The following is a 26,973-nucleotide window of genomic DNA, read 5'->3' as shown; positions in this document are numbered from 1 at the left end:
GTCTGCACCCAGGCCGCCTTCCATTCGGTCGTCGCCCGCCCCCCCGTCCAGCCGGTTGCTGCCGGCGTCTCCCACGAGGGTGTCTGCCTGCGCGCTGCCCCGCAGGTTCTCGATGCTGCTGAAACTGTCGCCCTGGGCGTCACCGCCCAACGCCACGCCCGAAGCCAGGTTCACATTGACGGCGGCCTGAGACGATGCGTAACTGGCCGTGTCACTGCCGGCACCTCCCACCAGGGTGTCATCGCCACCACGCCCCTCCAAGGTGTCGTCACCGGCACCACCATCCAGGCGATTGCCCACGGCATCGCCAGACAACTGGTCAGACATCGACGACCCGGTCACGTCCTCGATGTTCAAAAGAACGTCGCCTTGGGCATCACCGCCCTGCCCCTGCCCTGTACTGAGGTTGACCACAACGGCCTGCGTGGAAGCCGCATAGCTCACCTGATCATGCCCGGCTCCCCCGTCCAGGGTGTCGGCTCCGGCGCCACCATCGAGCGCATCGTCCCCGGCCCCGGCCAACAACACGTTGGCGCCGGCGTCACCCGTCAGGGTGTCTGCGAAAGCCGAGCCCGTGAGGTTGTCGATGTTGAGCAGCACATCTCCGGCTGCATCCCCCCCCCTTGTCAGCCCCGAGGCGAGATTGACCACAACGCCTTGACCAGACACTGCATAACTTGCGGTGTCGCTGCCTTCCGTGCCGTCGAGCACGTCGGCCCCCTCACGCCCGTCAAGTACATCATCCCCAGCCCCACCTTGGATCACGTTGCCCGAACTGTCGCCTGTCAAGGTGTCGCCGTAAGCACTGCCGCTCAAATCTTCGATGCTCGAGAAACGATCACCGGCGGCATCCCCCACAGTGCCACCGCCCGTTGTCAGGCTGGCCGTGACGCCCCCGGCCGCATGGGCATAACTGGCCGTATCCTGCCCGTCGCCCCCAACCAGAACATCGCCTCCACCTGCCCCCTCGAGCACGTCATCCCCAGCGCCGCCCTCAAGGCGATTGACCTGGGCATTGCCGCGGAGGGTGTCGTCCAGGCTGCTGCCCATCAGGTTTTCCACACCCGTCAGGACATCGCCTTCGGCATCCCCACCGACGCTGGCCACCGTGGCACCACTGTCGTTGAGGACAACCTGTACAGCGCGACTGCTGGCGCTGTAATAGGCCGTGTCGTTGCCGACTCCACCGTCGATGAGGTCCGCCCCCTGGCCACCGGTCAGCACATCGTTGCCCGCGCCACCACTCAGGGTATCGTTACCAGCTCCACCCTCCAGCCGGTCATTGCCGCCCAGGCCCTCCAGCACGTTCGCGCTGCTGCTGCCAAGCAAGGTGTCGTCAAACTCCGTACCCGCTGCGCCTTCGATGCTGGTCAGCGTGTCGCCCTGCGCATCACCACCCGTGGCCGTGCCGGCCCCCAGGTCCACGTAGACCGCCTGTGTGCTGTGGGTGTAATCGGCGATATCCAAGCCATCGCCACCGATCAACTTGTCGGCACCAGCCCCACCCTCCAGCCGGTCATTGCCTCGGCCGCCATCCAGCGTGTTGTCGCCCGCATCGCCAATGAGCGTGTCGCTGTAGCGACTGCCGACCACCGCTTCGACGCCAATGAAGACATCGCCAACCGCGTCACCGCCGCTGTTCGCACTGGCACCGCTCAGATCAACCTGAACCGCTTCGTTCGAGTTGGTGTAGTCGGCCGTGTCCAGACCGTCGCCACCATCGAGCGTGTCGGCGCCCGCACCACCGATCAGGGTGTCATTGCCCCCCATGCCATGCAACACATCGTCACCCGGTGCGCCCGACAGCACGTTGGCGTTGGCATCGCCCGTGAGTTCGTCATTGAATTCGGAACCCTCCAGGTTCTCGATGCTTTCGAACGAGTCACCAGCCGCGTCCCCCGTGTTGGTCGCCGGGCTCGTCAGGCTGACGCGCACCGCTGCCTTGGCACCGATGTAGCTGGCCGTGTCGCTGCCAGCCCCCCCCACCAGCGTGTCTGCGCCACCTTCTCCATAGAGGTCGTCATCTCCAGCACCGCCCTCCAGGCGGTTGGCCGAAGCGTTGCCTGTGAGTTCGTCGGCGTACGCACTGCCGATGAGGTTCTCGATGTCCTGAAGGCGGTCCCCTTCGGCATCACCGCCCGTCCCGACGCCCGTGGCCAGGCTCACGGTCACCGCTTGAGTGGAGTCTGTGTAAGTGGCGGTGTCGCTGCCTGCCCCGCCAAGCAGCGCGTCGGCACCCGCACCGCCTTGCAGCAGGTCGTCCCCCGCCTGGCCATCAAGCGTGTTGTCACCATCGTTGCCAGTGAGACGATCGCCGTAGCGGGAACCAATGACCGATTCGATGCCTGTGAGCGTGTCGCCTTCTGCATCGCCCCCCGCTCCGACGACACCAGACACCAGGCTGACCACCACGGCCGAGGTCGACGACAGGTAGGACGCCGTGTCGGATCCATCTCCGCCCACCAAGGCATCGGCACCGCCTCGCCCTTCCAACGTGTCGTCGCCCGCGCCGCCAATCAGCTTGTTGGCCCCGGCATCACCACGTAGCGTGTCGGCATGGTCGCTCCCGATCAGGTTCTCGATGCTGTCCAGCACGTCCCCCTGAGCGTCGCCCCCTGTCAGGGTGCCCGTCGACAGGTCCACTGACACCCCCGCATCGGATCCCGCGAAACTGGCCGTGTCATTGCCTGAGCCGCCCAGCAAGCGGTCTGCACCCGCGCCACCAACCAGGGTGTCGTTGCCAGCGCCACCATCGAGTGTGTCGTCTCCGGAGTCGCCGTACACCAGGTCGTGTCCGACACCTGCAGTGACCACATCGTTTCCTGCGCCAGCATGGATCTCGTCACCCAGTCCATAGGCCGGCAGCACCACGCCCGATACACCGCCACTGCTGTAGACCATGTCGTCGGCACTGGTCACGTCACGGATCACGACAGGAATGGTCCTGGTGCCATTGATGGCGGCGCCGTCCATCGTCCCGACGGCGGTCACCTGGATATCGAAGGTCGTCGGCGTGAAGGCCTGACCATCTGCCGCCACCGCGTATTGCAACTGCAGGGTGACGGTGTTGCCAGTCGATGCGGCGTCCGCAGGCAGGGTCACCGTCCAGACGCCACCAGACAAGGTCGCGCCAATGACGGTGACGTTGCTCGGTATGCCCGTCAACTGAACGGTGGTGAGTTGAACCGTGCTGCGCCCGCTGAAGGTGAGCTCCACCGCACGCACCCAACCTGTTCCCACAACGGAGGGGTTGTCTCCCACGATCTTGTCGTTTCCGGCGGTGCCAGTGATGACCTCCCGCTCGGACTGCGCATCGGCCGAGGAGTCTGTGCCAGAGCGCAAGCTGCCCCCTCCGCCCTGGATCGTCGTCACACCATCGGCGTCGGTGGCCGTCGTCTGACCCACAACGTTGAGCGCCACGACACCGATGGAGATCGAATCGGCAGTCGGCGTCGGCGCAGGTGAATGCGAACCGCCCGATGCTGAGGACGAGGAGCCTTGACCGGTTTGCTCGACCACCAACAGGGAGGGGGTGGATGAACCGTCCCCCTTGAACTCGGATTTGCCAAGCTCTTTGCCACTCAGATCAGGGACGGCAATCCCATCGAGGCTGGCCGTTGGTGTCGACACAGACGACACGTCAGCATCGGACACGGCAGCACCCTCCGCGCCGCCTCCACCGCTCCCGGCCCCCACGGCCTTGAGAGGCAAGGGTTGAGATGCCTCGTCCGTTGATGGAGACACAGCCATCAACGAGGCCACATCGGTGAACGCCACCTTGCCGACCGTACCGAAGAGATCGGTGGCGCTCATGCTGCCGTCGCTGAACACCAACTTCAGTTTCGCGTCGGTCATCAACTTCAACGCCATGTCGCGCAGCACATGCTGGGTGCCATCGGTGAGCACCAGCACGATGTCCGTCCCGACCACCGCCGTCTTGGCCACAGCGCCACGGGGCACGTCCAGATTCAGGAAACCAGAATCTGGAATGGTGTGAATGATCGATGCAAGCGACTTGTTCATAACACGTTATCCATGAAGCGCGACACCCGTCGCAACAGTGCGCTTCCACAGCCACAAATCCGAAAACAGACGGCGCTCAGCGCATCTTCATTCTGTCTTCGGGTCCATCAGGCCTGATCCCGAAAAGCTGTCAATTCATTAATCAATTCACACAAATCATCATCCGGATACTACATCGACGCACCCATGCCAAAAGTCATACAGGCACCACAACAGGACACACCATCAAGCATCAAATCGACAATTTTGACATCAAAAGATGCATTTTCATCATTCTTAATTGATGAAGATTGCAAAAACAAGAAAGCAAAAGAATAAGGGATTACGTTATTTCGAAAGCAACCACGAAAGCAGAACGACAACAACTACAAGTTCTGATAGGTCAACAAAGCACATGACCACAGAGCACAACAAATGCCCACGCCGATATTCAATCCCATCACATTCCAAGACCTATTAAAAATAACAGTCGACAGCGAATCGCGGCAATACTCAAAACACTCATCCAACCCGCAAGCCGGATCACCCCGCCTGCCTGCCCGCCTCGCTTCGAATATCGGAGCGCACACCCAATCACCGGCAGACCAGACGCGGCGCCGGACGCAAGGTCTACGCGGTTGAAACCCTCTGATCAGAGGCACAAAGACGCAGAGCACGGCGACAATGCGGCATGAGACCCGCGCATCACACTCGCCTGCCCCCAGCCCCCATCCTCCGCACACTTCCGAACGGCGTGCGCCTCTTGGCCATCCCCATGGCGCACGTGCAGAGCGCCAGCGTCGGGGTGTTCCTGCGCGTCGGCTCACGCGACGAAACACCCGCCACCAACGGCATCAGCCACGTGCTGGAGCACATGGCCTTCAAAGGCACCACCACGCGTTCGGTGCAGGCCATCAACCTTGATGCCGAGCGGCTGGGCGCCGACGTCAACGCCTACACGGGCAAAGACAGCACCGGCTACTTCATGACCGGTCTGGGTCAGCACGCGCAGCAGCTGCTCGACATGACCGCCGACATCGTGCTCCACAGCACCTTCCCCGAGGACGAACTGCAGCGCGAGCTGGAGGTCATCCGCCAGGAAGCCATCGAGTACGACGAAGATCCCGAAGACAGCTCCAGCGTGCTGCTTGATCAAGCCATCTGGGGCCCTGCCTCCATGGGCATGCCCGTGATCGGCACCATCGCCAACATCGAGGGCTTCACCCGTGACGACGTGATCCGCCATGTGAAGCGGCATTACGTGGCGCACAAGACCATCGTCGCCGCGGCGGGCCACTTCGACGTGGACGCGTGGCTGCAACGCGCCGAAGCGCTCTTCTCTGCCATGCCGACCTCGGCCGACGGCGTCGCGGCCTCAACCGAATCTGGAGCCAACGCACCCGCCGCCTATGCAGGCCAGAGCGTGGCCCGGCGCTTCACGCAGGTGTCGCAGGTCTTTCTCCACATCGCCTACCCGCTGCCATCCCAGGGCCCCGAGGGCACGTCGGCGCAGCGCTGGCGCCTGGCTGCAGGACTGGCCGCCAACCTGTTTGGCGGCGGGATGTCGGCACCGCTGGTCGACACCGTGCGCGAACGGCTCGGCCTGGCCTACACGGCCGATTCGTCGATCGACAGCGGAGACGCCTGGCTCAATTTCGTCGTGCACGCGGTGACAACGCCTGACAAGGTGGAGGCCCTGGTTCAGGCCACCGGCGCCCTGCTGCGTGAGCAGGCCACGGCCACGGACCCGGTCCATCTGGAGCGCGCCAAGAACCAGTTGGCGGTCTCCCGCGTTCGCGCCAGCGAAAGGCCCTTCGCCACGATGGAGAGAGCCGTCGAGGAGCTTGTCACCCATGGCGAAGTGACGCCCCTGGACGAAACGATCGCCTTGATCAACGACATCCGTGCAGACGAGGTGAGGGACGTTTTTGTGCGGATGCTCGCTCACCCGCCTGCGCTGTCGATCACCGGCAAGGGTGTCAGCGCCAAGTCGGCGAGGCAACTCGCCAGCGCGCTGACCCACAGCAGCACCTAGCCCCCAAAAGAAAAAAGCCCTTGACGAATCAAGGGCTTAGTTCATTTCTGGCGGAGAGGGCGGGATTCGAACCCGCGGTGGGGATTAACCCACACACGCTTTCCAGGCGTGCGACTTAAACCGCTCATCCACCTCTCCGAAGACCGCTATTCTAGCCTGAATTTCCTCAGTTCAGAGGAACCTTTTTGCCATCTTTGTAGGCATACAGCGTCATCGCGGGGTTCTTCAGCTCGCCATTGGCCTCAAAACCGATCTTGGCGGTCACGCCCTGGTAGCTCGTGTCAGACACCTTCGGGCCATAGACCTTGGGATCGACCGAGTTGGCGCGCTTCATGGCGTCCACCAGCACGAAGGTCGCGTCGTAGGTGTACGGCGAGTAGACCTGGAACTGACCAGGGAACTTCGCGTCGTACTTGGCGCGCCAGGCCTTGCCGGCAGGCAGCTTGTCCAGCGAAGCGCCGCCGACAGCGCATACCACATTGCCCAGGGTCTTGGCACCGCTGGAGAGTTCCATCAGCTTGTCGGTGCAGATGCCGTCACCGCCAAACAGATAGGCCTTGGTGAGACCCAGTTGCTGCATCTGGCGCAGCATCGGGCCCGCTTGCGGGTCCATGCCACCGAAGAAGATGCCGTCCGGCTTCTTGCTCTTGATGGCGGTCAGGATGGCGCTGAAGTCCACGGCCTTGTCGTTGGTGTACTGCTGGCTCACCACTTCCAGGCCGAGTTCCTTGGCGGTCTTGGTGAACACGTCGGCCACACCCTTGCCGTAGGCGGTGCGGTCGTCAATGATCGCGACCTTCTTCAGCTTCAGGGTGTCCTTGGCATAGTGGGCCAGACCAGCGCCCAGGGCGTTGTCGTTGGCCAGCAGGCGGTACACGTTCTTGTAGCCCAGGGTCGTCAGCTCGGGGTTGGTGGCCGAGGGCGAGATCATGGGCAGGCCGCACTGGTTGTACACCTTGGAGGCCGGGATGGTGGTGCCGGAGTTCAGGTGGCCCACCACGCCGTTGACCTTGGCGTCACACAGCTTCTGGGCAGCCGCCGTGCCTTGCTTGGGGTCGGCAGCGTCGTCTTCGGCCACCAGCTCGAAGGTCACCTTCTTGCCACCGATGGTCACGCCCATGGTGTTGAGTTCGTCAACGGCCATGCGGGCGCCGTTTTCGTTGTCCTTGCCGTAGTGGGCCTGAGGGCCGGACACCGGGCCCACGTGGCCGATCTTGACCACGGTCTGGGCCTGGGCCGAGAAGCTGCCAGCCAGGCTGCACAGGGCCACAGCGGCCAAGGCCACCGGGCGAGTCTGGTTCAGGAACGATGCAAAGCGAAGGGTCATGTCTACCTCAACTCGTTGAGAACAGGGGTCGGGAAAGGATCAGAAATCAGCGCTGGCGAAGCTTCGCCATTTCTTGCGCAACCGAGCGCGCCACCACATCTCGCATGGTGCGCCCGAGCTCCTCACGCAAGTCTCGCACCAGGGCTTCACTGTGACGAGCCAGGATGGGGCCGATGGCCTCGCGAAGGCGAAAATCCAGAAGGCCATCGATCTGTTTTTGCACGTCGCCCAGCACCCGCTGAGCGAGCTGCGCCTCGGTGATGTCGGGCACGGGCGGCAGGCTCACGGGCTCGCTCACCAGAGGCGGCGCAGGGTGTGCCAGGGGCACATCGCGCACCACCATGGGCGGCAGATCCCGCTGGTCCAGGGCTTCGAGCACGACGGTGCTCATGGGCGTCCAGTCGCGCGATTGAGACGCTGCAGCCAGCCCGGCCGTGACGATGGGCGCAGCGTCTGGCTGCGGCGCAGGCGTCGGCATTCCGGACTGCATGCCGGATTCCCGTACGGGAGAAGGCGGCAGGAGCTCGATGACCTCGGTCAGTGTCGGCACGTGCAAGGGGGGGCGGGCACCCTGGCTCATTCCTTGACCTCGTGCGGCTCAACCTGCCAGCCCGTGGCGGCGTATTGCTTCCAGCGCTGGCGACCTGCCTGCCGATCCACCGGTTCGCTCGACACCACGTCGAACACGCGGGGGAAGCGGTCCATGCCGGCCGGGATGTCCTGGCCGATGTTGACCAGCACGCCTCGCTCGCCCGGCGCCTGAGCCGGGTCGGTGCTCAGCCAGATCGGCGTGCCGTGCAGGCGCGGCGGCAGCTCATCGGAACGGGTGCTCATCACGTGCGGCACGAACTCCTGCTCGTCAAAGGTCCAGAGCTGGCGGTCCAGGGCCTTGAGCGACGTGGCATCACCGGTGACCACCACCTGGGCACCGGCCTTGTAGGCCTTGCGCAGCAGGCGGCAGGCGTAGGCGAGCTTGTCTGGCACGCCGTGATGGAACTCGACCTTGCCCATGCGGGATCAGGCCTGGCTGGCCGACCTGGCCGTCTTCGCAGGGGCCTTGCGCGCCACCTTCTTGCCGGCGGCGGGCTTGGCCTTGGCCGCCTCGGGGCGCGGTGCGATGGCGTCCTTGCCGGCCGCAGCCTGGTCGAGGATGAAGCGGGTCAGCAAGCCCACCGGGCGACCAGTGCCACCCTTTGCCGCACCCGATTTCCAGGCCGAACCGGCAATGTCGAGATGAGCCCAACGGTAGGCCTTGGTGAACTTGCTCAGGAACACGGCGGCCGTGATGGCACCGCCCTCGCGCCCACCCACGTTGGCGATGTCGGCAAAGTTGCTCTTGAGGCCATCGCCATATTCTTCGTCCAGCGGCATGCGCCAGGCGGTGTCCTGCGAGCGCTGACCAGCTTGCAGCAAGGCGTCGGCCAGGGCATCGTCGGCCGAGAACAGGCCGCTGTGCTGGTGCCCCAGGGCCACCACGCATGCGCCGGTCAGCGTGGCGATGTCGATCACGGCTGCAGGCTTGAAACGCTCTGCATAGGTCAGCGCGTCGCACAGGATCAGTCGACCTTCTGCATCGGTGTTGAGCACCTCGATGGTCTGGCCCGACATGCTGGTGAACACATCACCCGGCTTGGTGGCCGCGCCACTGACCATGTTCTCGCAACTGGGGATCAGGCCCACGAGGTTGACCTTGGGCTTCAGTTCGGCGATCGCACGGAAGGTGCCCAGCACGCTGGCCGCGCCTCCCATGTCGTACTTCATCTCGTCCATGCCCGCGCTGGGCTTGATGGAGACACCACCCGAATCGAAGGTGATGCCCTTGCCCACCAGCACCAGCGGGGCCAGGCTGGCGGCGGCGCCGTTGTAGCGCAGGATGATGAACTTGGGCGGCTGGACCGAGCCATTGGTGACGGACAGGAAGGAGCCCATGCCCAGCTTTTCGAGGGCGGGGCGCTCCAGCACCTCGGCCTTGATGTGCTTGAACTCGCGCCCCAGGCGTTTCGCCTCGCTGGCCAGGAAGCTGGGGGTGCAGACGTTGCCCGGGTGATTGCCCAACTCCTTCGCCAGGGCAACGCCCTCGGCCAGCGCCTGCCCCAGACCGAGACCGGCCTTGATGCCCGCCGCATCGGCCTCGACGCTCGCCAGCGTCAGCTTCTTGAGCGGGCCCGGCTTCGGTGCACTGGGCTTGGTGTGGCGGTACACATAGGTGGCATCGGCCACGGCCAGCACCAGCGACTGGGCATGGTCTGCGGTCAGGGCAATGCCCGCACCCGTGGCGATGGCGGCATGGGCCACACCCAGGTCCTTGATGTGGGCCAGACCCTTGACCACGGCGGCCTTGAAGGCCTTCGGCGTGGCATCGGCTGCAGCCAGCAGCACCAGGCGCGACGCCTTCACGCCGGCGGGGCGGTGAACGTAAAGGCTCTTGCCTGCCTTGAGGGCGAAGTCACCGGCGGCGATGGCGTCTTTCGCGATCTGATCGAGCACCGGGTCGGCCGTGGTGGCCTGGGATTCGGTCAACACCAGCAGGAGCGCATCGGCATTGAGTTGGGACAAAGCGGGCCCGTGGGCCACGGTGGAGCGGTAGTCCATGCAGTGCACGTCCATAATGGACAGGTTGATTGATCAGAACAATGTTATTCGATTCCTCCTTGCGCCGTGAACTGTGGCGCAGCTTTATCGGCACGCTGGTGGTGCTGCTGACCGTGGTCCTCACCATGGTCCTCATCCGCGTGCTCAGCCAGGCCACGCGGGGTGCCTTCGCGCCCGCCGACGTCGGCCTCATCCTCAGCTACACCCTGGTCGGACAGTTGCCCGTCCTGCTCGCCCTGGCCCTTTTCGTCTCGGTCGTGACGGTGCTCAGCCGCCTTTGGCGCGACAGCGAAATGGTCGTCTGGCAAGCCAGTGGCGCACGCCAGTTCAGCTTCCTCAAGCCGCTGTTGCGCATGGCCTGGCCGGTCATTGCGCTCGTGGCCCTGAGCACCCTGGTCGCGCGCCCCTGGGCACAGAGCCAGACCCAGCTGCTCAAGGTGCGCTTCGAGAAGCGCTCCGACATGGCCCGTGTCGCGCCAGGCCAGTTCCAGAGCTCGGCCGATGGCAAGCGCGTGTTCTTCATCGACAGCCACTCCGACGGGATGGAGACGGGCAAGAACGTCTTCATGGTGCTCACGGACAAGGGCCTCGAGTCGGTCGTGACGGCACGCGAAGGGCGTGTGCTGATTGAAAACGGGCTGCGCTACCTGCTGCTCAGCCAGGGTGAACGCACCCAGACCAACCTGGTCAACGGCGAGGTCACGGTCTCCCGCTTCGCGACCGCCAGGCTGCTGGTGGGCGAGGCCGTCAGGCCGGACAACGTGGCCACCGAGTTGCGCTCTCTCAGCACGCCCGCGCTCTTCTTCACCCGCAGCAAGGAAGCCAAAGGGGAACTGGTGTGGCGCCTGGGCCTGATCTGGGCCGCCTTCAACATGGTGCTGGCCGGCCTCAGTCTGGCCGCCGGCAACGCCCGGCGCAACGGCAGCTGGAACCTGGTCTACGCGGTGCTGCTCTTCGTCGTCTACTTCAACCTGCTCAGCCTCACGCAAACCTGGGTGACCCAGGGCAAGATGAAGTGGGCGCCGGCCCTGCTGCTGGTGCACGGGGGGCTGACCTTCGGTGCGCTGCTGCTGATCAGCTGGCGCGATGGCGTCTTCCAGCGCGCCCCCGCCTCGCCACGCAAGGCACAGGGAGCCCAGGCATGAAGACCGTTCGCAAGCTGATCTTCAGCACGGTCGTCCGTTACGTCGGCATGGTCGTGCTGGCCTTCTCGGCCCTGTTCTTCTTCATCGACCTGGTAGACGAACTGCAGGACCTGGGTCGCAATGGCTACACCCTGCCCCGGGCCCTGGTCACCTGCCTGCTGATGCAAGGGCAGCACTTCTACGACCTCTTCCCCATCGCCCTGCTGATCGGCAGCACGCTGTCACTGGCCCGCATGGCCCAGACCTCGGAGTTCACCATCCTGCGCACTGGCGGACTGGGCCCGGCACGGGCACTGGGCCTGCTGGGCACGCTGGGCGCGTTCGCCGCCCTGCTCATGGTGCTCGTGGGCAACTGGTACGTGCCCTGGTCAGAGCAGCAACTCACCCTGCACAAGGCCCAGTTCAGCAAACGGCAAGGGCTCAACCTGGGCTCGGGCGGCACCTGGCTGCGCGAACGGCGCGCCACCCCCTCGGGCGAAACGCACCTGATCACGGTCAATGTGGGTTCAGCCAACAGCCAAGGCGAGTTCGGCAAGGTGCGCATCTTCGAATTCGACCCCCAAGGCCGCCTGCTGCGCCGACTCAGCGCCCAGAAGGCCCACATCGAGGCCATGGGTAGCGGCCCCACCGAGACCTCCGCGACCGGCTCGGTCTGGCACCTCCAGGGTGTGGTCGACACCCTTTGGCTGACCCACGACGTGCTGGACGAGGCCGCCGTGTTCGAGGGTCGCCAGGTGGTGCGCGAAACACCACTCGCCACGCTGGACTGGGTCAGCAGCCTGACGCCCCTGGTGGTTTCGGCCTCGGTGCTGCCGCCCGAGACCATGTCGACCTTCGCCCTGTGGCGCTACACCCAGCACCTGGCCAGCAATGCGCAGGCGGCCCAGCGCTACGAAATCGAGTTCTGGAAAAAGACCTTCTATCCCCTGGTCTGCCTCGTGATGGTGGCGCTCGCCCTGCCCTTCGCCTACCTGCATGCCCGCGCCGGCAGCATGAGCCTGAAGATCTTCGGCGGCATCATGCTCGGCATCAGCTTCGTGCTGGTCAACCACATCAGCAGCCACCTGGGCCTGCTCCACCAGTGGCAGCCCTGGCTGGCCGCCGCCGCGCCCAGCGCCGTCTACCTGCTGCTGTCGATGAGCGTGTTTGTCTGGCTGGTGCGCTACCGTTAAGCTCAAACCATGAACCACCAAGGCATCCTCCTCTTCGCCCATGGCGCCCGCGACCCGGCCTGGGCCCGCCCCTTCGAAGCTGCCGCCGCCGCGCTCACCAGCCGCGCCGCCGCGGCCGATGCCGTCAGCGGGGACCGCACCGAGGTGGTGCTGGCTTTCCTGGAGTTCATGAGTCCGGACCTGATCGCCGCTGGCAGCGCCCTGGCGGCCAAGGGCTGCCGCCGCGTGACCGTGGTGCCCCTGTTCCTCGGCGCCGGTGGACATGTGCGCAAAGACCTGCCCCGCCTGCTGGGCGAACTGGGCGAGGCCCATCCTCAGGTGGCGTGGCAGCTCAGCGCCGCGGTGGGTGAAACCGAGCTGCTGATCCAGGCCCTGGCCGAATCGGCCTGGCAGCTGGCCCAGGGCACGGCCCAGGCAGCCGCCTGAACGCCTGACCGCTTCATTGCCCAGGCCGGCATCCGCCCCCGGCCCTTGCCGACACAGGATCCCCCATGAACCTTCACCAGTTCCGGTTTGTCTACGAGGCGGCGCGACGCAACCTCAACCTCACCGAAACCGCCAAGGCCCTGCACACCTCGCAGCCCGGCATTTCGAAGGCCATCCTGGAGCTGGAAGAGGAGTTGGGCGTCGACATCTTCGTGCGACACGGCAAGCGCCTCAAGCGTGTGACCGAGCCCGGCCAGCAGGTGCTCAAGTCCATCGACGTCATCCTGCGCGAACTCGGCAACCTCAAGCGCATTGGCGACGAATACGCCATGCAGGATGCCGGCACCCTGTCCATCGCCACCACCCACACCCAGGCACGCTACGTCCTGCCCGAGCCCGTGGCAGCCCTGCGCAAGCGCTTCCCGAAGGTGGCGATCAGCCTGCACCAGGGCACGCCGGAGCAGGTGGCCCAATGGGTGCTGGACGAGACCGCCGACATCGGCCTCGCCACCGAATCCCTGAGCGACTTCCCTGACCTGGTGAGCCTGCCCTGCTACGAGTGGCAGCACGTGCTGGTGATGCCCGCCACGCACCCGCTGGCCCAGGTGCCGCGCCTGACGCTGGAACAGATCGCGGCCGAGCCGCTGATCTCCTACCACCCGTCGTTCACCGGTCGCAAGCGGCTGGATCAGGCCTTTGCGCAGCGTGGGCTCTCGCCCGATGTGGTGCTGGAGGCCATCGACGCCGACGTGATCAAGACCTACACGCGATTGGGGCTGGGCATCGGCCTGGTGGCCGAGATGGCCGTGAGGGACGACCCGACCATGGGCACGCCGGGCAGCGAACTGGTGTCGCGCCCCGTGGGCCACCTCTTCGGGCCCAACCTGGCGAGATTGGCCTTCAAGCGCGGCGCCTACCTGAGGCAGTTCGTGCTGACCTTCGCGGAACTGATCTCCGACCGCCTCAGCAAGCAGTTGATCCAACAGGCGATGCAGGCCCCGGTTGGCGGCGGCAAGAACCAGGACGACGGGCTCTGAAGCCCCGATCGCCTGGCACCTGGTGCGCCAGACTCAAACCCGGGGGGGCGGTGTGTCGGAGGTCGGGATGTCGATGTGCTCGAACTCGATCTCGTTGCTGTGCGGCGACGCGAGGTTGCCCGTGACGATCGGCCGGACACCGTAGGCCTGCGTCGGCTCGGACACACCGATGTCGTCGAGTTGCAAATCCAGGCTGATGCTCGGCCTGACCTCAGGATGGGCCTTGACCGGGCGCGTGGCCATCAAGGGCTCGACCTCGTTGTCCTCGCCCAGCGACAGACCGCTGGGCGTTTCGGCCACAGGCAGAAGCAGGTCAACGGCCTCGCGGTCCTTTGACTCGCGCTCGGACAGGTCTCGCGCCACGGCGTAGAGGAACAGCAGTTCACGGTAGGCCGGCAGGTCGAAGGTCTCGGCATCGTGATCCGGACGCGTAAGCGATTTCTCCAGCACGTCCATCGCATTGTGCGGCGACGCCCACAGGCTCTGCAGACGCTCGACGACGCCCGGGTAATCAACCAGGCTGTGCCCTTGCTGAAGGTCCGACTCCCAGGCCGGTGCATAGGCATTGAAGCGCTCGTTGAACGCAGCCTGCACGCGCTCGTAATCACCACGGCGGTTCATGCGCTGGTACATCTCGAGCAGCTTGAGGAAGGGCAGCGGGCTGGCACCGGTGGTGCTTTGCACATGGCCTTCGAGCAGGTCGATGGCGGCATCGTCCTGGCCCAGCACGACGAAAAATTCGGCTTGCTGCTCCAGGTCGATCAGCTCTTCAACGGACACCTCACGCAGGGGCTCGGTGCGCGCCATCCGAGGGGCAGGCGCATCCGGCGCAGCCTCCAAAGGCTGGCCGACCATGGCCGCCACCGAGGCGGTGACGGTGGGCGAAGCAAGGCCGTCAGAGGAGGATTGCCCCACAACGGAGCGCCCCTGGCCCACCGGCGTGAACACCGCTGGCGCCGGTTCGCTCATGCGAGACGGCACGCCCGTGAAACTTGGCACGGCCGCCACGGGCTCGGCCTGGCGCGATGGCGCCTCTTCGGGAGGCCGCGGCAGTTCGGCCGACGTCGTGGTGTCGGCAGACGCCATGCCCACGGCCTCGGCGTGCCACCAGCGCGTCGCACCGTGGCGCTGGCGCAGGCGCTGATAGAAGAAGGCGCAGCCGCCCAGGGCCGCCAGCAAGCCGCCGCCCAACACGGCGGTCAACCAGTTGGGTGCGTGGTTCGACTCGGCCTCGCGCGCACGGGCCTGCAGGCCATCAATGGCCTGACGGGCTTCCTGCGCTTCCTTTTGCAAGGTGGCCAGTCGCTCGGTGAGTTCGGTCAGGCGCTGGCGGTCGCGGGCCATCTGCTCGGGCGAGGCATTGAGCGCCTGCCACAGGGCCGCAGCGGCGGCACGGCGCGTCCTGGCTTCGGGGCTGTCGTCCGCTGCAACCGCGCTGGCGCCAAGGGCCGAACTCATCTGCAGATTCGGGATGACGGTTGCGTCCTGCTCCACGGGGTCCAGCACCAGGCGACCGCTGCTCGAGGCCCTGGAGGCCGGTGCCGCAGCGGTTCTCGCCGATGCGGCACCCAAGGCGGGCGACATGCCTGGGCCGGCAGCCCGCGCCGCACCAGGCTGACGCGGAGCCGCTGCCACGTCGACCGGGGTGTCGCCCGAGGGCAGCTTGCCCTTTGCATCGGATGCGGGCGCCTTGGCGGGCACGCGTTTGGCGGGCCTGGCTGCCACCACAGGCGAGGGACGATCACCTCCGCCAACGGATTCCGCGAGCAGAGGCAGCGTGTCAGAGCCCGCATTGGGGGCCGTCACGGAGGGGGGGTCCACAAAGACCACAAACTTGCGGGTGACCTTGGCCTGGCAACCTGCCACAAGGTAGAGGGTGACCACGGGTTCGTTCACCGCGACCAGGGTGCGGACAGACAGCACGGCATCTCCCCCCAGCGGACGCTGGACGGACACGGACACCGAACCGGAGGGGAGTTTGTCGTCACCCAGGTAAACGTCGCCCACCAGACAATCGCTGGTGACGTCTTCGCCCGACTCCAGGCGGAGCGGGACTTGGAACTGCAGTTTTTCGCCCAGAACGGCGCGGCTGGAGGGGCGACCGAAGCCCAAGCCGTGGGATGCCCCCGACGCCAACATGAGCGTCGTTCCAGCGAGAACCAGGGCCGACACCTTCTTGAATTTATTCATAAGGGTGTATCAGAGGGCCGATATTTCACTCTAGCATGAAGCGATTCAAATCCTGGGTGGCGAAAACAACGAGCAGACCGCTGAATCGGTTACATCTCAGTACTTTTACACCCTGGCAATTGACATTTGAAACCTGATGCCATGAGCACCGAACTGCAAACCGACCGACGCGGACCGACCCTCCTGATGACGCTTTCGGGGCCAGCCACCCGCAACGCCCTGTCTCCACAGGTTTATGCCGCCGGCATCGAAACCTTGAACATGGCGGAATCGAATCCAGATGTGTCTGCCGTGGTGCTGCAAGGCGCAGGCAGCCATTTTTGCAGCGGGGGCGATTTGACGCGCCTGGCTCACAACCGACAACACGACATCGGGCTGCAAGCCGAACAGATCGGCGCCTTTCATGACTGGATCGAGGCCTTGCGCAGCTTTCCCAAACCGGTGATCGCCGCCATCGAGGGGCAGGTGGCCGGTGGCGGCGTGGCGCTGAGCCTGGCCTGCGACCTGGTCGTGGCCAGCGAGAGCAGCCGCTTCACCCTGGCCTACGGCAAGCTGGGCCTCTCGCCCGACGGGGGCACCAGTTGGCACCTGGCGCGCGCCTTGGGACGCAACCGGGCGCTGGCCCTGCTCTGGGGCCAGGGCACGCACACCGGCGCAGAGTGGGCCGCCATGGGCCTGGCCCACAAGGTGGTGCCAGCGGGCCAGGCCTTGAACGAGGCGCTGGCATGGGCCGATGAGCTGGCGAGCATGCCTGCGCACACCCTGGCCAGCGTCAAGGAACTCGTCAATGATGCGGGCCACACCGACCTGCCTGCGCACCTGCAGGCCGAGCAGCGGCACTTCATCGTCAACCTGAGCCGCCCCGAGGCAGGCGAGGCGATCGCGCACTTTCTGGGACGGCGTGCCCCATGAGGCAACGGGCCCTCGCCCGACTCAACCGTGCCCGACTTCCTTCAGACGGAGGGCGACCCGCTCGAACAGCGCGCCAACCAGGTGCAACTGGCTGGACTCCAGCGGACGACCGCTCATGCGCAGGGTCAGCATCCCACGGTTGACCGTGAGCACGAGCACCAGGGCATCGGTCCACCAGGTCTGGGCGGCCTCTTCGAGCCATTGCACCACCTCGGCCCCCAGCCAGCGCTGGGTCAGTGGCTCGGCATTGGTGAACAGCGCGAAGCGCTTGGCCAGCACCGGGGCCACGGCCAGCGACACACGGGGGTGCATGGCGAGCCAGCGCATCTCGTCAGGCAGGGTGTGGTCGATCTGGGTCTGCATCGCGTTGGTGTAGCGGTTGAAGACGTCGGACTCGAGCGTCTGGGCCAGCACCTTGGTGAGCAGAATGCACTGCACATCGGACGGGATGCCGGTGTCGCAGCGGAAACGGAGTTCGGGGCCGTGGATGTAGACGCGCTGGCTGGCACCCCATTCGACGCGCCAACCTCGGCTGGACTCGACAACGTAGCCCCCTCCGGCAGACTTGTCCTTGACGCGCTTGAACACGAGCCCATCGACCTTGGCCCAGGCAGCCAGCGTCTCGCCTTCGTGGCCGGAGGCAGTGGAGGGGCCGATCAGTCGCTTGAGGGCGTCGAACATGCGAGGCAGGCGGGAAGTCGAGACCAGAACATCTTCAGACCAGTCTACCCGAGTGCCCTCCGCTTGATGCGTCGATCAAGCACGTCGGATTCCCTGAGTTGTGGCCTGTCCGGAGGGACTCGAACCCCCGACCTGCTGCTTAGAAGGCAGCTGCTCTATCCAGTTGAGCTACGGACAGCCAGGCCCCGAGTTTAAGGCACGGCGCCCAGACCACCGTGGCAAGCCGCCACACATGCCCGATCGGGCCGCTGTGCCGATCAGGGCCGCCAGCGCGAGAGCAGCAGCGCATTGCCCAGCACGCTGATGCTGCTGAGCGCCATGGCCGCGCCGGCCAGCATGGGGTTCAGCCCGCCCATGGCGGCCAGGGGGATGCCGATCAGGTTGTAGGCAAAGGCCCACACCAGGTTCTGGCGGATCTTGTTGGAGGTGGCTCGCGAGATGGCCAGGGCAGCCGGCACCAGCAACGGATCACCACGCATCAGGGTGACGCCCGCCGCCTGCAAGGCCACGTCACTGCCGCCGCACGGGTTGGCCATCGCCATGCCCACGTCGGCCGCAGCCAGAGCCGGACCATCGTTGAGGCCGTCGCCCACCATGGCCACGGTGCGGCGCACGCCACCCTCGCCTTGCTGAAGGCGGTGCACGTGGTCGGCCTTGTCTCCGGGCAGCACCTCGGCGATGACCTGTTCGATGCCCAGGTGCCGCGCGACGGCATGGGCCGCCCCACGGTTATCGCCCGAGAGCATGACGATGCGCACCCCCATGGCATGCAGGCGCCTGACGGCCTCCGCCGCATCCGGCTTGGCCTCGTCACCAAACGCCATCCAGGCCAGCGGATGCCACTCGCCTGCCTTGGGCGCGTGCAGCAGCCAGGACAGCGTGGCGCCCTCACTGGCCAGGGTATGGGCCACATCCCGCCAGCTGGTTTCGGCATCCTGTGTCAGGCCCCGACGCAGGCTTTGATCGGGGCCACAGCGCGCGAGCAGACCGCGCGTGCTGACGAGGCACCAGTCACCTGCCAGGTGCCCAACGGCAATCCGCCCCTGGATGCCCTGTCCGGGCTCGGCATGCAGCCCCTGCATCAGACAGCCCTCGGGCAGGACGGGCGGCTGCCCACCCGACTGCCCCTTCGCGGCATGGATGACGGCTCGGGCCAGGGGGTGCTCGCTGCCCGACTGCAGGGCCGCGGCGACCTGCAGCAACTGCGAAGCCATGAGCGGAGAGCGCGGCGAAGGCTCCCAGCGACTCAGGGTCGGGCGGCCCTCCGTGAGCGTGCCGGTCTTGTCGAAGGCCACGATGTCGATGCGCCGAGCACGCTCCAGCACCTCGGGGTCCTTGATGAGGATGCCCTGGCGAGCCGCCGCGCCCGTGCCGGCCATGATCGCGGCCGGCGTGGCCAGGCCCAGGGCACAGGGACAGGCAATCACGAGCACGGCCACGGCCCGGATGAGCGCCTGCTCGCCAGGCAGGCCGAACCACCACCACCCCAGCCCGGTGGCCAGGGCCACCAGCAAGACCAGGGGCACGAAGATGGCCGACACCCGATCGACCACCCGCTGAATGGGCGCCTTGCTGGCCTGGGCTTCGACCACACGGCGGATGATGCGCGCCAGCATGGTCTGGGCGCCCACCGCGGACACCTTCATCAGCAGGCGCCCTTCCCCGTTGACCGAGCCGCCGGTGAGGTGCGCCCCCTGGAGCTTGGGCACGGGCAAGGGCTCGCCCGTGAGCATGGCCTCGTCGACGTGGCTTGCGCCTTCCAGCACCGTGCCATCGCAAGGGATCTGCTCACCGGGACGCACCACGACCTGATCGCCCACCACGACCTGGGCCAGGGGCACATCCACCTCGCCCTGTGGCCCCAGCCGGTGCACCGTGGCAGGACGCAGTGCCTGCAAGGCCCGGATGGCCGCCGTGGTCTCGCGCTTGGCCCGCGCTTCCAGCGCCTTGCCAAGCAGCACCAGGGTGATCACCACGGCCGCGGACTCAAAGTAGAGCGCGGGCGCGGCATCGTGGGCCGCGAGGGAACCGTGGCTCACGTGGGCATCCTGACCATGGCGCCACCAGAGCCAGCACGACAGGCCCCAGGCGGCGCTGGTGCCCAGGGCCACGAGCTGGTCCATGTTGCCGCTGCCAGCCCGGAGCGCTGCCCAGCCCGCCTTGTAGAAACGCGCCCCCAACAGGAACTGCACCGGGGTGGCAAGCGCAAACTGCACCCAGGCCGGCCAGAAGTGGTGATCCCCCCAGAGCATGGGCAGAAGCAAGGGCAGGCTGGCCGCCGCCCCCAGCAACGCCGCCCCCCAGACGGACCACCAAGGCTGCACCGGTTCGGCGATCGGGGCATCGTCGGCCTGCACATGGGCCTCGTAGCCGGCACGCTCGATCGCCGCCACCAGCCCCGCCGCATCCTGGGTCGCATTCGGCGGGGCACCGGTTCGCCAGTGCACTGAGGCGACCTCGGTCGCATAGTTCACCTGGGCATCGGCCACCCCTTCGACCTTGCGCAGCGCACGTTCGACCCGCCCCACACAGGCCGCACAGGTCATGCCCCGCACGGCGAGTTGCACATCGGCCGCGGCCGTCAGCAGGGGGATTTCGGTTTCGTCAGATGGCTTTGCGGCGGGCAGGGACAAAGGCGGTCTCCAACAATCATCAAACACCGGCATCCGTGGCAGCAAGCCTGGTCCAAACGGACAAGGCAAGGCCCGGGATATCCCCAGGTGCCTGGATGATGGCAGTATGGGTGTTGTGCGCCCGGTTCGACAGATCCGAGTTCAATCTGGGGCCATCCGAGAGATCACACCATGAGCGACATCAACACCCATCAGATCCTGGTCAAGGGCATGAGCTGCCAACACTGCGTCAAGGCGGTGACCCAGGCTCTTCTGGCCCTCGACGGGCAGGCCCAGGTCAGCATCGACCTGCCGAGTGGCGAAGTCAGGGTGCAGACGACCCTGAGCCGGGACGCAGCGGCCGGCGCGATCCTGGAAGAAGGCTACGAAGTGCTGGCCTGACGACGGCTCACCGCGCCTGCGATTTGGCTTGCGCGCCAGCGGGCGCCGACGCCTCAGCAGGCCGATCCGCTGAGGCGGGCGCCACCGGATCGGGGAAGCCATCGAGCGTGCGCAGGCTGCGGAAACCCGCCATCCACAGGGCGGTGACGGCCAGCGTGGCCACACCACCGAACACCACAGCGGGCACCAGCCCGAACCAGCCGGCGGTCAGGCCCGACTCGAACTCGCCCAGTTCGTTGGACGCCCCGATGAAGACCGAACTCACGGCGCTGACCCGGCCCCGGATGGCATCCGGGGTTTCGGACTGCACCAGGATGTGGCGCACGTAGACGCTGACCATGTCGCCAGCGCCCATGCACAGCAAGGCCAGCAGCGACAAGGGCAGGCTGTGCGACAAGCCGAACACGACCGTGGCCAGCCCGAACACGGCGACGCCGCCGAACATCCACTTACCCACCTGACGCCGAATCGGCCAGACGGCCAGCGCGGCCGTGGTCAGGGCCGCACCGATGGCCGGCGCGCTGCGCAGCAGGCCCAGGCCGGTGGCGTCGGCATGCAGCACGTCGCGCGCGATGGCGGGCAACAGGGCCGTGGCGCCACCGAAAAGCACCGCGAACAGGTCCAGTGAGATCGCCCCCAGCATGATGGGCCGCGAAAACACGAAGCGCAGCCCCTCCAGCACCGAGCCGAGGGTGGCCGGCTGGCTGCTGGCCGGCGTTTGGCTGCGGCCGGTGCGGGCCATCGAGGCCACCGCCAGGAGTTGCAGGAGAGCGACCGCGCCGTAGACCACCAGCGGACCGGCCAAATAGGCCAGACCGCCCAGCATCGGCCCGATGATCACGGCCACATGGAAGGACGAGGAGCTCAGTGCCACGGCCTGACCAAAGCTCACCTTGGGCACGAGGTTGATCACGATGGCCTGGCTGGCCGGCATGCTGAATGCCCGCGAGGCGCCGAACAGCGCCAACACGGCAAAGACCGGCCAGACCACACGCAGCCCACCCAAGGTGAAGCCCAGCAGCAACAGCGCGCACAACAGGTTCACCGCATAGCAGAGGGTGACGATGCGGCGGCGGTCGAGGCGGTCTGCAAGCTGCCCGGCGGGCAGGATGAGCAGCAGGAACGGCAGGAACTGGGCCAGGCCAACCAGACCGAGGTCCAGCACGCTGCCGGTGATGTCGTAAATCTGCCAGCCGATGGCCACACTCTGCATCTGCACGGCCAGCGTGGCCAGGAAGCGCCCGGAGACGTAATAGCGGAACGGGCGATGGCGCATCACACCCAAAGACTGGGCAGCAAAGAAGGACATGGGGGACTTTCTGACAGACAGCCCTCTACTGTTCCACACTTGAACAAAACACGACAAGCGACGCGCCCATTTCCGTGCGCGCTGCAAGCAGCAAAACCAGAACAAGGGATCGTGCCCAAGCGGTGATTTGTCACACTTGGCGCGACCCAGGGTCTTCGGGCGCGTCCATCGCCCCCGAACCACGGTGATGCCATGGCAGCGGCCACTTGCTTACACTTCGTTACTGCATCCATGGCCTGCGCCGACGCGCAGAAAGCTGTACCGAACAGGCCGCCCGGCACCCTCACGGCAACCGGGCACTCGCCTTCTCACGGCCGTGAACCGTCCGCCCCCAGGAAAACCGCCATGCGCCGCACCACCCGATTGATCTCCCTTCTTGCCACCCTCGGCGCACTCGGCTTGGATGCCCAGGCCGCCCTGGAGACCTGGCGCGGCTTTGACGAAGGCAGCGGGGTGGTGGGGACCCAGTCGGCTGCGGCCCAGGCCTCATTCCTGGCCGCGGTGAACGACGGGGTCCGCCTGGACTTCGAATCCAGCCTCACCGGCCTGGGCATCGCGGGTGGCGCCGTCACCAACGACGCCACCTGCGCGGCTGCCTTTTGCGGCTTCAACACCACGGCCGGTGGCAGCCGGTTTCTGCTGCTGTCCGGTCAGGGCAGCAGCGCCACCTTCACCTTCGACACAGGCATCAGCTACTTCGGCGCCTTTTTCTCGGGTCTGCAACTGACCACGGGCACCATCACCTTCAGCGATGGCGAAAGCCAGTCGATCAGCCTGCCCAGCGGGGACCCCTACAAGGGCGGAACAGCTTTCGTCGGCTTTTCCAACCCAGGCAAGCTGATCACCTCGCTCACGGTGTTCACGGGCAATGACATCGTCGCCATCGACGACGTGGTCTACGGTGGCGGCACCACACCGGCCATTCCGGAACCAGGCACATGGGCCCTGATGGGCCTGGGTTTGTGCGGCATCGTGGCCGCAAAGCGCAAATCGGCCAACGCGGGCTCGCAGACCTGAGACTTGGGCGCCAACGCGCCATACATGAAGCCAGACATGAAAAAAGCCAGCAGGCGCAAACCTGCTGGCTTTTGAATGAATGGTCGGGGCGGTGGGATTCGAACTCACGACCCTCTGCTCCCAAAGCAGATGCGCTACCAGGCTGCGCTACGCCCCGACAAGACTTAGATTCTAACCCGAGATTGAACGCAAAAACGCCTCAGTGGCTCATTTGCGTCCAAACTTTCTCCAGGCGCTTGATGCTGACAGGCTGGGGCGTGCGCAATTCCTGCGCGAACAGGCTGATGCGCAGTTCTTCCAGCAGCCAGCGGAACTCGTCCAGACGGGCGTCGTGGGTGCCCTTGAGCTCGGCCAGGCGGCGCACCAGGCGCTGGTCCTGCGGGCGCAGTTCGGCCAGACGCTGGGCATCGCGGGCGGGGTCGCCCTTGAGCTTGTCCAGCCTCAGGGTGATGCCCTTGAGGTAGCGCGGGAAGTGCTGCAGCTGCGCGTAGTTCGTCTGCGCCACAAAGCGCTTGGGCATGAGGCGCTGCAGTTGCGCCGTGACGTCGTCGGCCACGTCCTTGGGCGGGCGGGCGTCTTTCAGCTTGCGCACGGCCGCGGCGTACTCGGTGAGGATGCCACCGGCCAGGCGGGCCACCTCTTGTGCAATCAGGTTCAGGCGAGTACGCCCTTCTTCCACCCGCGCCTTGAAGCTGGCCGCGTCCTTGGGCAAGGGGTCGTTGAGGTAGGCGCGGTCGAGTGCGACGTCGATGATCTGCTCGCGCAGTTCTTCAATGGTGCCCAGGGGCATGTAGGCCATCGCCATCTTCTGCAGATCGGGGATGTTTTTCTCGAGGTACTTGAGCGGCTCGCGGATCTGCAGGGCGACAAGGCGGCGCAGGCCCACGCGGTGGCGGGCGGCGGCCACATCGGGCTCGTCGAACACTTCGATCTCGACGTGCTGGCCCTTGTCGATCAGGGCGGGGAAACCGATCAGGGTGTGGCCACCCCGCGAGATCTCCATGAGCTCGGGCAGTTCGCCGAAAGTCCAGTCGGTCAGGGCTTGCGCAGCGGCAGGCTTGGGCGCGCCCTTGGCCGGTGATGCGGCAGTGCGCACCGGCGCCTTCGCATCAACGGGCGGCTTGGCCGCGCTCTGAGCACCCTCCGGGGCCTGCGCAACAGCCTGTGCCACCGACTGCACAACGGTCTGCGCCTTGAGCGCAGCCAGGGCCTGGAAGGCCCCACGGGCCAGGGAACCCAGTTCGGCCTTGAGCGCCGGCAGGTTGCGGCCCATGCCCAGCTGGCGGCCGTGCTCGTCGACCACCAGGTAGTTCATGAACAGGTGGGGCGAGAGGGTGTCGAGCTTGAAGTCGGCACGCTTCACGTCAAGCTGGGTCTTGTCGCGCACGGCCTTGAGCAACACCTCCATGAGGCTGCCTTTCCCGAACTCGGCCTCGTCCACGAAACTCTGGGCGTAATCGGGCAGCGGCACCAGGCGGGCTCGGGGCTTCTGGTGCAGGCTCTTGACCAGGGCCAGCACCTTGTCTTTCAGCATGCCAGGCACCAGCCACTCGCCGGTTTCATCGCTGACCTGGTTGAGCGCAAAGATGGGCACGGTCACGGTCACGCCGTCGCGCGGGTCGCCTGGTTGATGCAGGTAGGCGGTGGTGCAATCGACCCCACCCACACGCAGCACCTTGGGGAAGGCGCTGCTGGTGATGCCGGCGGCCTCGTGCCGCATGAGCTCTTCACGGCTCAGGTAGAGCAGCTTCGGATTCTCGCGGGCGGCGTGCCTGTACCAGCGCTCGAAGCTGGCGCCGCTCATCACCTCGGGCGGGATCTGGGCGTCGTAGAAGGCGTAGATCAGTTCATCGTCGACCAGCACGTCCTGGCGGCGGGACTTGTGTTCCAGCTGCTCGACCTGGGCGATGAGCTTGCGGTTGGCCGCCAGGAAGGGCAAGCGAGTTTCCCATTCGTCGCCGACCAGGGCTTCGCGGATGAAGATGTCGCGCGCCTGTTTCGGGTCGACCAGGCCAAAGTTGATGCGCTTGTTGTTGTAGATGACCAGGCCATACAGGGTGGCGCGCTCCAGGGCGACCACCTCGCCGGCCTTCTTCTCCCAATGCGGATCGAGCAGCTGCTTTTTGAGCAGGTGGCCGCCCATCTGCACCAGCCAGGCCTGGTCGATGTTGGCAATGCCACGGCCAAACAGGCGCGCGGTTTCGACCAGTTCGGCCGCGAGGATCCAGCGCCCGGGCTTCTTGCTCAGGTTGGCGCCCGGGTGCTTGTAGAACTTGATGCCGCGCGCGCCCAGGTACCAGTCTTCGTCGTCGCTCTTGCAGCCGATGTTGCCCAGCAGGCCCGAGAGCAAGGACAGGTGCACCTGCTCGTAGGTGGCGGGGCTGCCGTTGAGCCGCCAGCTGTGCTCGGCCACCACGGTGTGCAGCTGGCTGTAGACATCCTTCCATTCGCGCACGCGGCGCGGGTTGATGTAGTTGTCGCGCAGCAGCTGCTCGTACTTGCGGTGGCTGAGCTTGTGTTGCTCAGGCTGACCGGGTTCGTGGTGCCCATGCCCGCCCCGCGACTCATCCAGCCACTTCCACAGCTTGATGGTGCCCATGAACTCCGAGCGCTCGTCGTCAAACTGCTTGTGCTTGGTGTCGGCCTGCTGTTGCTGGTCGATGGGGCGGTCGCGCACGTCCTGCACGCTCAGAGAGGCGGCGATCACCAGCACCTCGGCCAGGGCCTGGCGGTCCTTGGCCTCGAGGATCATGCGGCCCACGCGCGGGTCCAGCGGCAGCTTGGCCAGGGTCATGCCCAGGGGCGTGATCTCGTTGAGGTCGTCGACCGCGCCCAGCTCGTTGAGCAACTGGTAGCCGTCGGCAATGGCCTTGCGCAGGGGCGGCTCGATGAAGGGGAAGTCGTCGACCAGGCCCAGGTGCAGGGACTTCATCCGCAGGATCACGCCGGCCAGCGAGCTGCGCAGGATTTCCGGATCGGTGAAGCGCGGGCGGCCGGTGAAATCCTTTTCTTCGTACAGGCGGATGCAGACACCGTTGGCAACCCGGCCGCATCGGCCTGCGCGCTGGTTGGCGGCGGCCTGGCTGATGGGCTCGATCTGCAGCTGCTCGACCTTGTTGCGAAAGCTGTAGCGCTTGACCCGGGCCAGGCCTGAGTCGATCACGTAGCGGATGCCGGGCACGGTGAGCGAGGTTTCGGCCACGTTGGTGGCCAGCACGATGCGCCGGCCACCGCCGGTGCGAAAGACCTCGTCCTGCTCGGCCTGGCTCAGGCGCGCAAACAGCGGCAGGATCTTGGCCTGCACACGGTGGTGGGCAAAGTGCTTGCGCAGCTGGTCGGCGGCCTCGCGGATTTCGCGCTCGCCGGGAAGGAAGACGAGGATGTCACCGCTGCCCTCGCGCCAGAGTTCGTCGGCGGCGTCGCAGATGGCCTCGTTCAGCCCGTATTCGCGGCTTTCTTCAAACGGGCGGTAACGTTGCTCGACCGGGAACAGGCGGCCCGAGACCATGATCACCGGCGCTGGGCCCTTGCTGGAGGCGAAGTGCTGCGCGAAGCGGTCCGCATCGATCGTGGCCGAGGTCACGATGATCTTCAGGTCGGGGCGGCGAGGCAGCAGCTGGCGCAGGTAGCCCAACAGGAAGTCGATGTTGAGGCTGCGCTCGTGGGCCTCGTCGATGATGATGGTGTCGTAGGCGCGCAGGTCCGGGTCACCCTGGGTCTCGGCCAGCAGGATGCCGTCGGTCATCAGCTTGACGCTGGCACCGGGCTGGATGCGGTCCTGGAAGCGCACCTTGTAGCCCACCACCTCGCCCAGTGGCGTGTTGAGCTCTTCGGCAATGCGCTTGGCCACGCTGGACGCGGCGATGCGGCGCGGCTGGGTGTGGCCGATCAGCTTGGGGCGCAGGTGGCGAGGCGCATTCGGGTCACGGGGCTGCCCCCAGCCGCCCCGCCCCATCTGCATGGCGATCTTGGGCAGCTGCGTGGTCTTGCCCGAGCCCGTTTCGCCGCAGACGATGACCACCTGGTGCTCGCGCAGGGCCGCTTCGATCTCGTCGCGCTTGCCGCTGACGGGGAGGGATTCGGGGAAGGTGATGACGGGCGTGGGAGACGACAC

The 26,973-nt window shown here is 66.1% G+C and carries 18 protein-coding genes and 3 tRNA genes; 8 read left to right on the top strand and 13 right to left on the bottom strand.

Features of this window, described 5'->3' with window-relative positions; all coding sequences use genetic code 11:
- A partial coding sequence (locus QZ994_RS08015; RefSeq protein WP_367172274.1) for a beta strand repeat-containing protein occupies window positions 1-4,023 on the bottom strand: 4,023 nt, incomplete at its 3' end.
- Window positions 4,024-4,777: 754 nt separating this feature from the next.
- On the opposite strand from QZ994_RS08015, the gene QZ994_RS08010 reads away from it, so the two are divergent.
- A complete protein-coding gene (locus QZ994_RS08010) occupies window positions 4,778-6,037 on the top strand; it encodes a pitrilysin family protein (protein ID WP_290870728.1) in 1,260 nt (419 codons plus the stop codon).
- Between the two features lie 48 nt (window positions 6,038-6,085).
- Here QZ994_RS08010 and QZ994_RS08005 read toward each other — a convergent pair.
- From QZ994_RS08005 to QZ994_RS07985, 5 genes are all read right to left on the bottom strand, one after another.
- Window positions 6,086-6,175, bottom strand: a tRNA-Ser gene (locus tag QZ994_RS08005).
- Between the two features lie 28 nt (window positions 6,176-6,203).
- Window positions 6,204-7,364, bottom strand: a complete 1,161-nt coding sequence (locus QZ994_RS08000) for a branched-chain amino acid ABC transporter substrate-binding protein (protein ID WP_290870726.1) — start codon at window positions 7,362-7,364, stop codon at window positions 6,204-6,206.
- 46 nt (window positions 7,365-7,410) lie between these two features.
- Window positions 7,411-7,944, bottom strand: a complete 534-nt coding sequence (locus QZ994_RS07995; RefSeq protein ID WP_290870724.1) for a hypothetical protein — start codon at window positions 7,942-7,944, stop codon at window positions 7,411-7,413.
- A complete protein-coding gene (locus tag QZ994_RS07990; protein ID WP_290870722.1) occupies window positions 7,941-8,375 on the bottom strand; it encodes a DNA polymerase III subunit chi in 435 nt (144 codons plus the stop codon). Before QZ994_RS07990 ends, QZ994_RS07995 begins: the two co-directional genes overlap by 4 nt.
- Window positions 8,376-8,381: 6 nt before the next feature.
- Window positions 8,382-9,956 (bottom strand): leucyl aminopeptidase, encoded by a 1,575-nt coding sequence (locus QZ994_RS07985; RefSeq protein ID WP_290870720.1) that lies wholly within the window; start codon window positions 9,954-9,956, stop codon window positions 8,382-8,384.
- Between the two features lie 41 nt (window positions 9,957-9,997).
- Here QZ994_RS07985 and lptF point away from each other — a divergent pair, with 41 nt between their 5' ends.
- The 4 genes from lptF to QZ994_RS07965 all read left to right on the top strand — a co-directional run bounded on the left by lptF (window position 9,998) and on the right by QZ994_RS07965 (window position 13,736).
- Window positions 9,998-11,101 carry an LPS export ABC transporter permease LptF gene (gene lptF / locus QZ994_RS07980; RefSeq protein ID WP_290870718.1) on the top strand — a complete coding sequence of 368 codons (1,104 nt, stop codon included), beginning with the start codon at window positions 9,998-10,000 and terminating at the stop codon, window positions 11,099-11,101.
- Entirely contained in the window at window positions 11,098-12,273 is a 1,176-nt protein-coding gene (lptG, locus tag QZ994_RS07975; protein WP_290870717.1) for an LPS export ABC transporter permease LptG, read from the top strand. Before lptF ends, lptG begins: the two co-directional genes overlap by 4 nt.
- A 9-nt stretch (window positions 12,274-12,282) precedes the next feature.
- Window positions 12,283-12,699 carry a CbiX/SirB N-terminal domain-containing protein gene (locus QZ994_RS07970; protein WP_290870716.1) on the top strand — a complete coding sequence of 139 codons (417 nt, stop codon included), beginning with the start codon at window positions 12,283-12,285 and terminating at the stop codon, window positions 12,697-12,699.
- A 65-nt stretch (window positions 12,700-12,764) separates the two neighbouring features.
- On the top strand, window positions 12,765-13,736 hold the full coding sequence (locus QZ994_RS07965) for a CysB family HTH-type transcriptional regulator (protein ID WP_290870714.1): 972 nt from the start codon (window positions 12,765-12,767) through the stop codon (window positions 13,734-13,736).
- Between the two features lie 33 nt (window positions 13,737-13,769).
- On the opposite strand, the gene QZ994_RS07960 is transcribed toward QZ994_RS07965, so the two are convergent.
- A complete protein-coding gene (locus tag QZ994_RS07960) occupies window positions 13,770-15,926 on the bottom strand; it encodes a hypothetical protein (RefSeq protein ID WP_290870711.1) in 2,157 nt (718 codons plus the stop codon).
- A gap of 141 nt (window positions 15,927-16,067) precedes the next feature.
- On the opposite strand from QZ994_RS07960, the gene QZ994_RS07955 reads away from it, so the two are divergent.
- Window positions 16,068-16,838, top strand: coding sequence for an oxepin-CoA hydrolase, alternative type (locus tag QZ994_RS07955; protein ID WP_290870708.1), 771 nt, complete (start codon window positions 16,068-16,070; stop codon window positions 16,836-16,838).
- Window positions 16,839-16,859: 21 nt separating this feature from the next.
- Here QZ994_RS07955 and QZ994_RS07950 read toward each other — a convergent pair whose 3' ends face one another.
- The 3 genes from QZ994_RS07950 to QZ994_RS07940 all read right to left on the bottom strand — a co-directional run bounded on the left by QZ994_RS07950 (window position 16,860) and on the right by QZ994_RS07940 (window position 20,146).
- Entirely contained in the window at window positions 16,860-17,519 is a 660-nt protein-coding gene (locus QZ994_RS07950) for a hypothetical protein (protein WP_290870705.1), read from the bottom strand.
- Between the two features lie 101 nt (window positions 17,520-17,620).
- Window positions 17,621-17,697 (bottom strand) — tRNA-Arg (locus tag QZ994_RS07945).
- Between the two features lie 79 nt (window positions 17,698-17,776).
- Complete coding sequence (locus QZ994_RS07940) at window positions 17,777-20,146, bottom strand: cation-translocating P-type ATPase (RefSeq protein ID WP_290870730.1); 2,370 nt, start codon at window positions 20,144-20,146, stop codon at window positions 17,777-17,779.
- A gap of 177 nt (window positions 20,147-20,323) precedes the next feature.
- Here QZ994_RS07940 and QZ994_RS07935 point away from each other — a divergent pair, with 177 nt between their 5' ends.
- Complete coding sequence (locus QZ994_RS07935) at window positions 20,324-20,533, top strand: heavy-metal-associated domain-containing protein (RefSeq protein ID WP_290870702.1); 210 nt, start codon at window positions 20,324-20,326, stop codon at window positions 20,531-20,533.
- Window positions 20,534-20,540: 7 nt separating this feature from the next.
- On the opposite strand, the gene QZ994_RS07930 is transcribed toward QZ994_RS07935, so the two are convergent.
- The gene (locus tag QZ994_RS07930) at window positions 20,541-21,842 is read right to left on the bottom strand and encodes an MFS transporter (protein ID WP_290870700.1); all 1,302 of its coding nucleotides are present in this window, start codon (window positions 21,840-21,842) and stop codon (window positions 20,541-20,543) included.
- Between the two features lie 345 nt (window positions 21,843-22,187).
- On the opposite strand from QZ994_RS07930, the gene QZ994_RS07925 reads away from it, so the two are divergent.
- Entirely contained in the window at window positions 22,188-22,859 is a 672-nt protein-coding gene (locus QZ994_RS07925) for a PEP-CTERM sorting domain-containing protein (protein WP_290870698.1), read from the top strand.
- A gap of 80 nt (window positions 22,860-22,939) precedes the next feature.
- Here QZ994_RS07925 and QZ994_RS07920 read toward each other — a convergent pair.
- Both QZ994_RS07920 and hrpA read right to left on the bottom strand, forming a co-directional pair.
- Window positions 22,940-23,016 (bottom strand) — tRNA-Pro (locus QZ994_RS07920).
- Between the two features lie 42 nt (window positions 23,017-23,058).
- Window positions 23,059-26,973, bottom strand: a complete 3,915-nt coding sequence (gene hrpA / locus QZ994_RS07915; RefSeq protein ID WP_290870693.1) for an ATP-dependent RNA helicase HrpA — start codon at window positions 26,971-26,973, stop codon at window positions 23,059-23,061.

The sequence above is a fragment of the Aquabacterium sp. genome (genome assembly GCF_021768455.1).
Classification (GTDB): domain Bacteria; phylum Pseudomonadota; class Gammaproteobacteria; order Burkholderiales; family Burkholderiaceae_C; genus Aquabacterium.
Note: the sequence above shows the minus strand (reverse complement) of the source record. Positions and strands in the feature narration are given on the sequence as shown.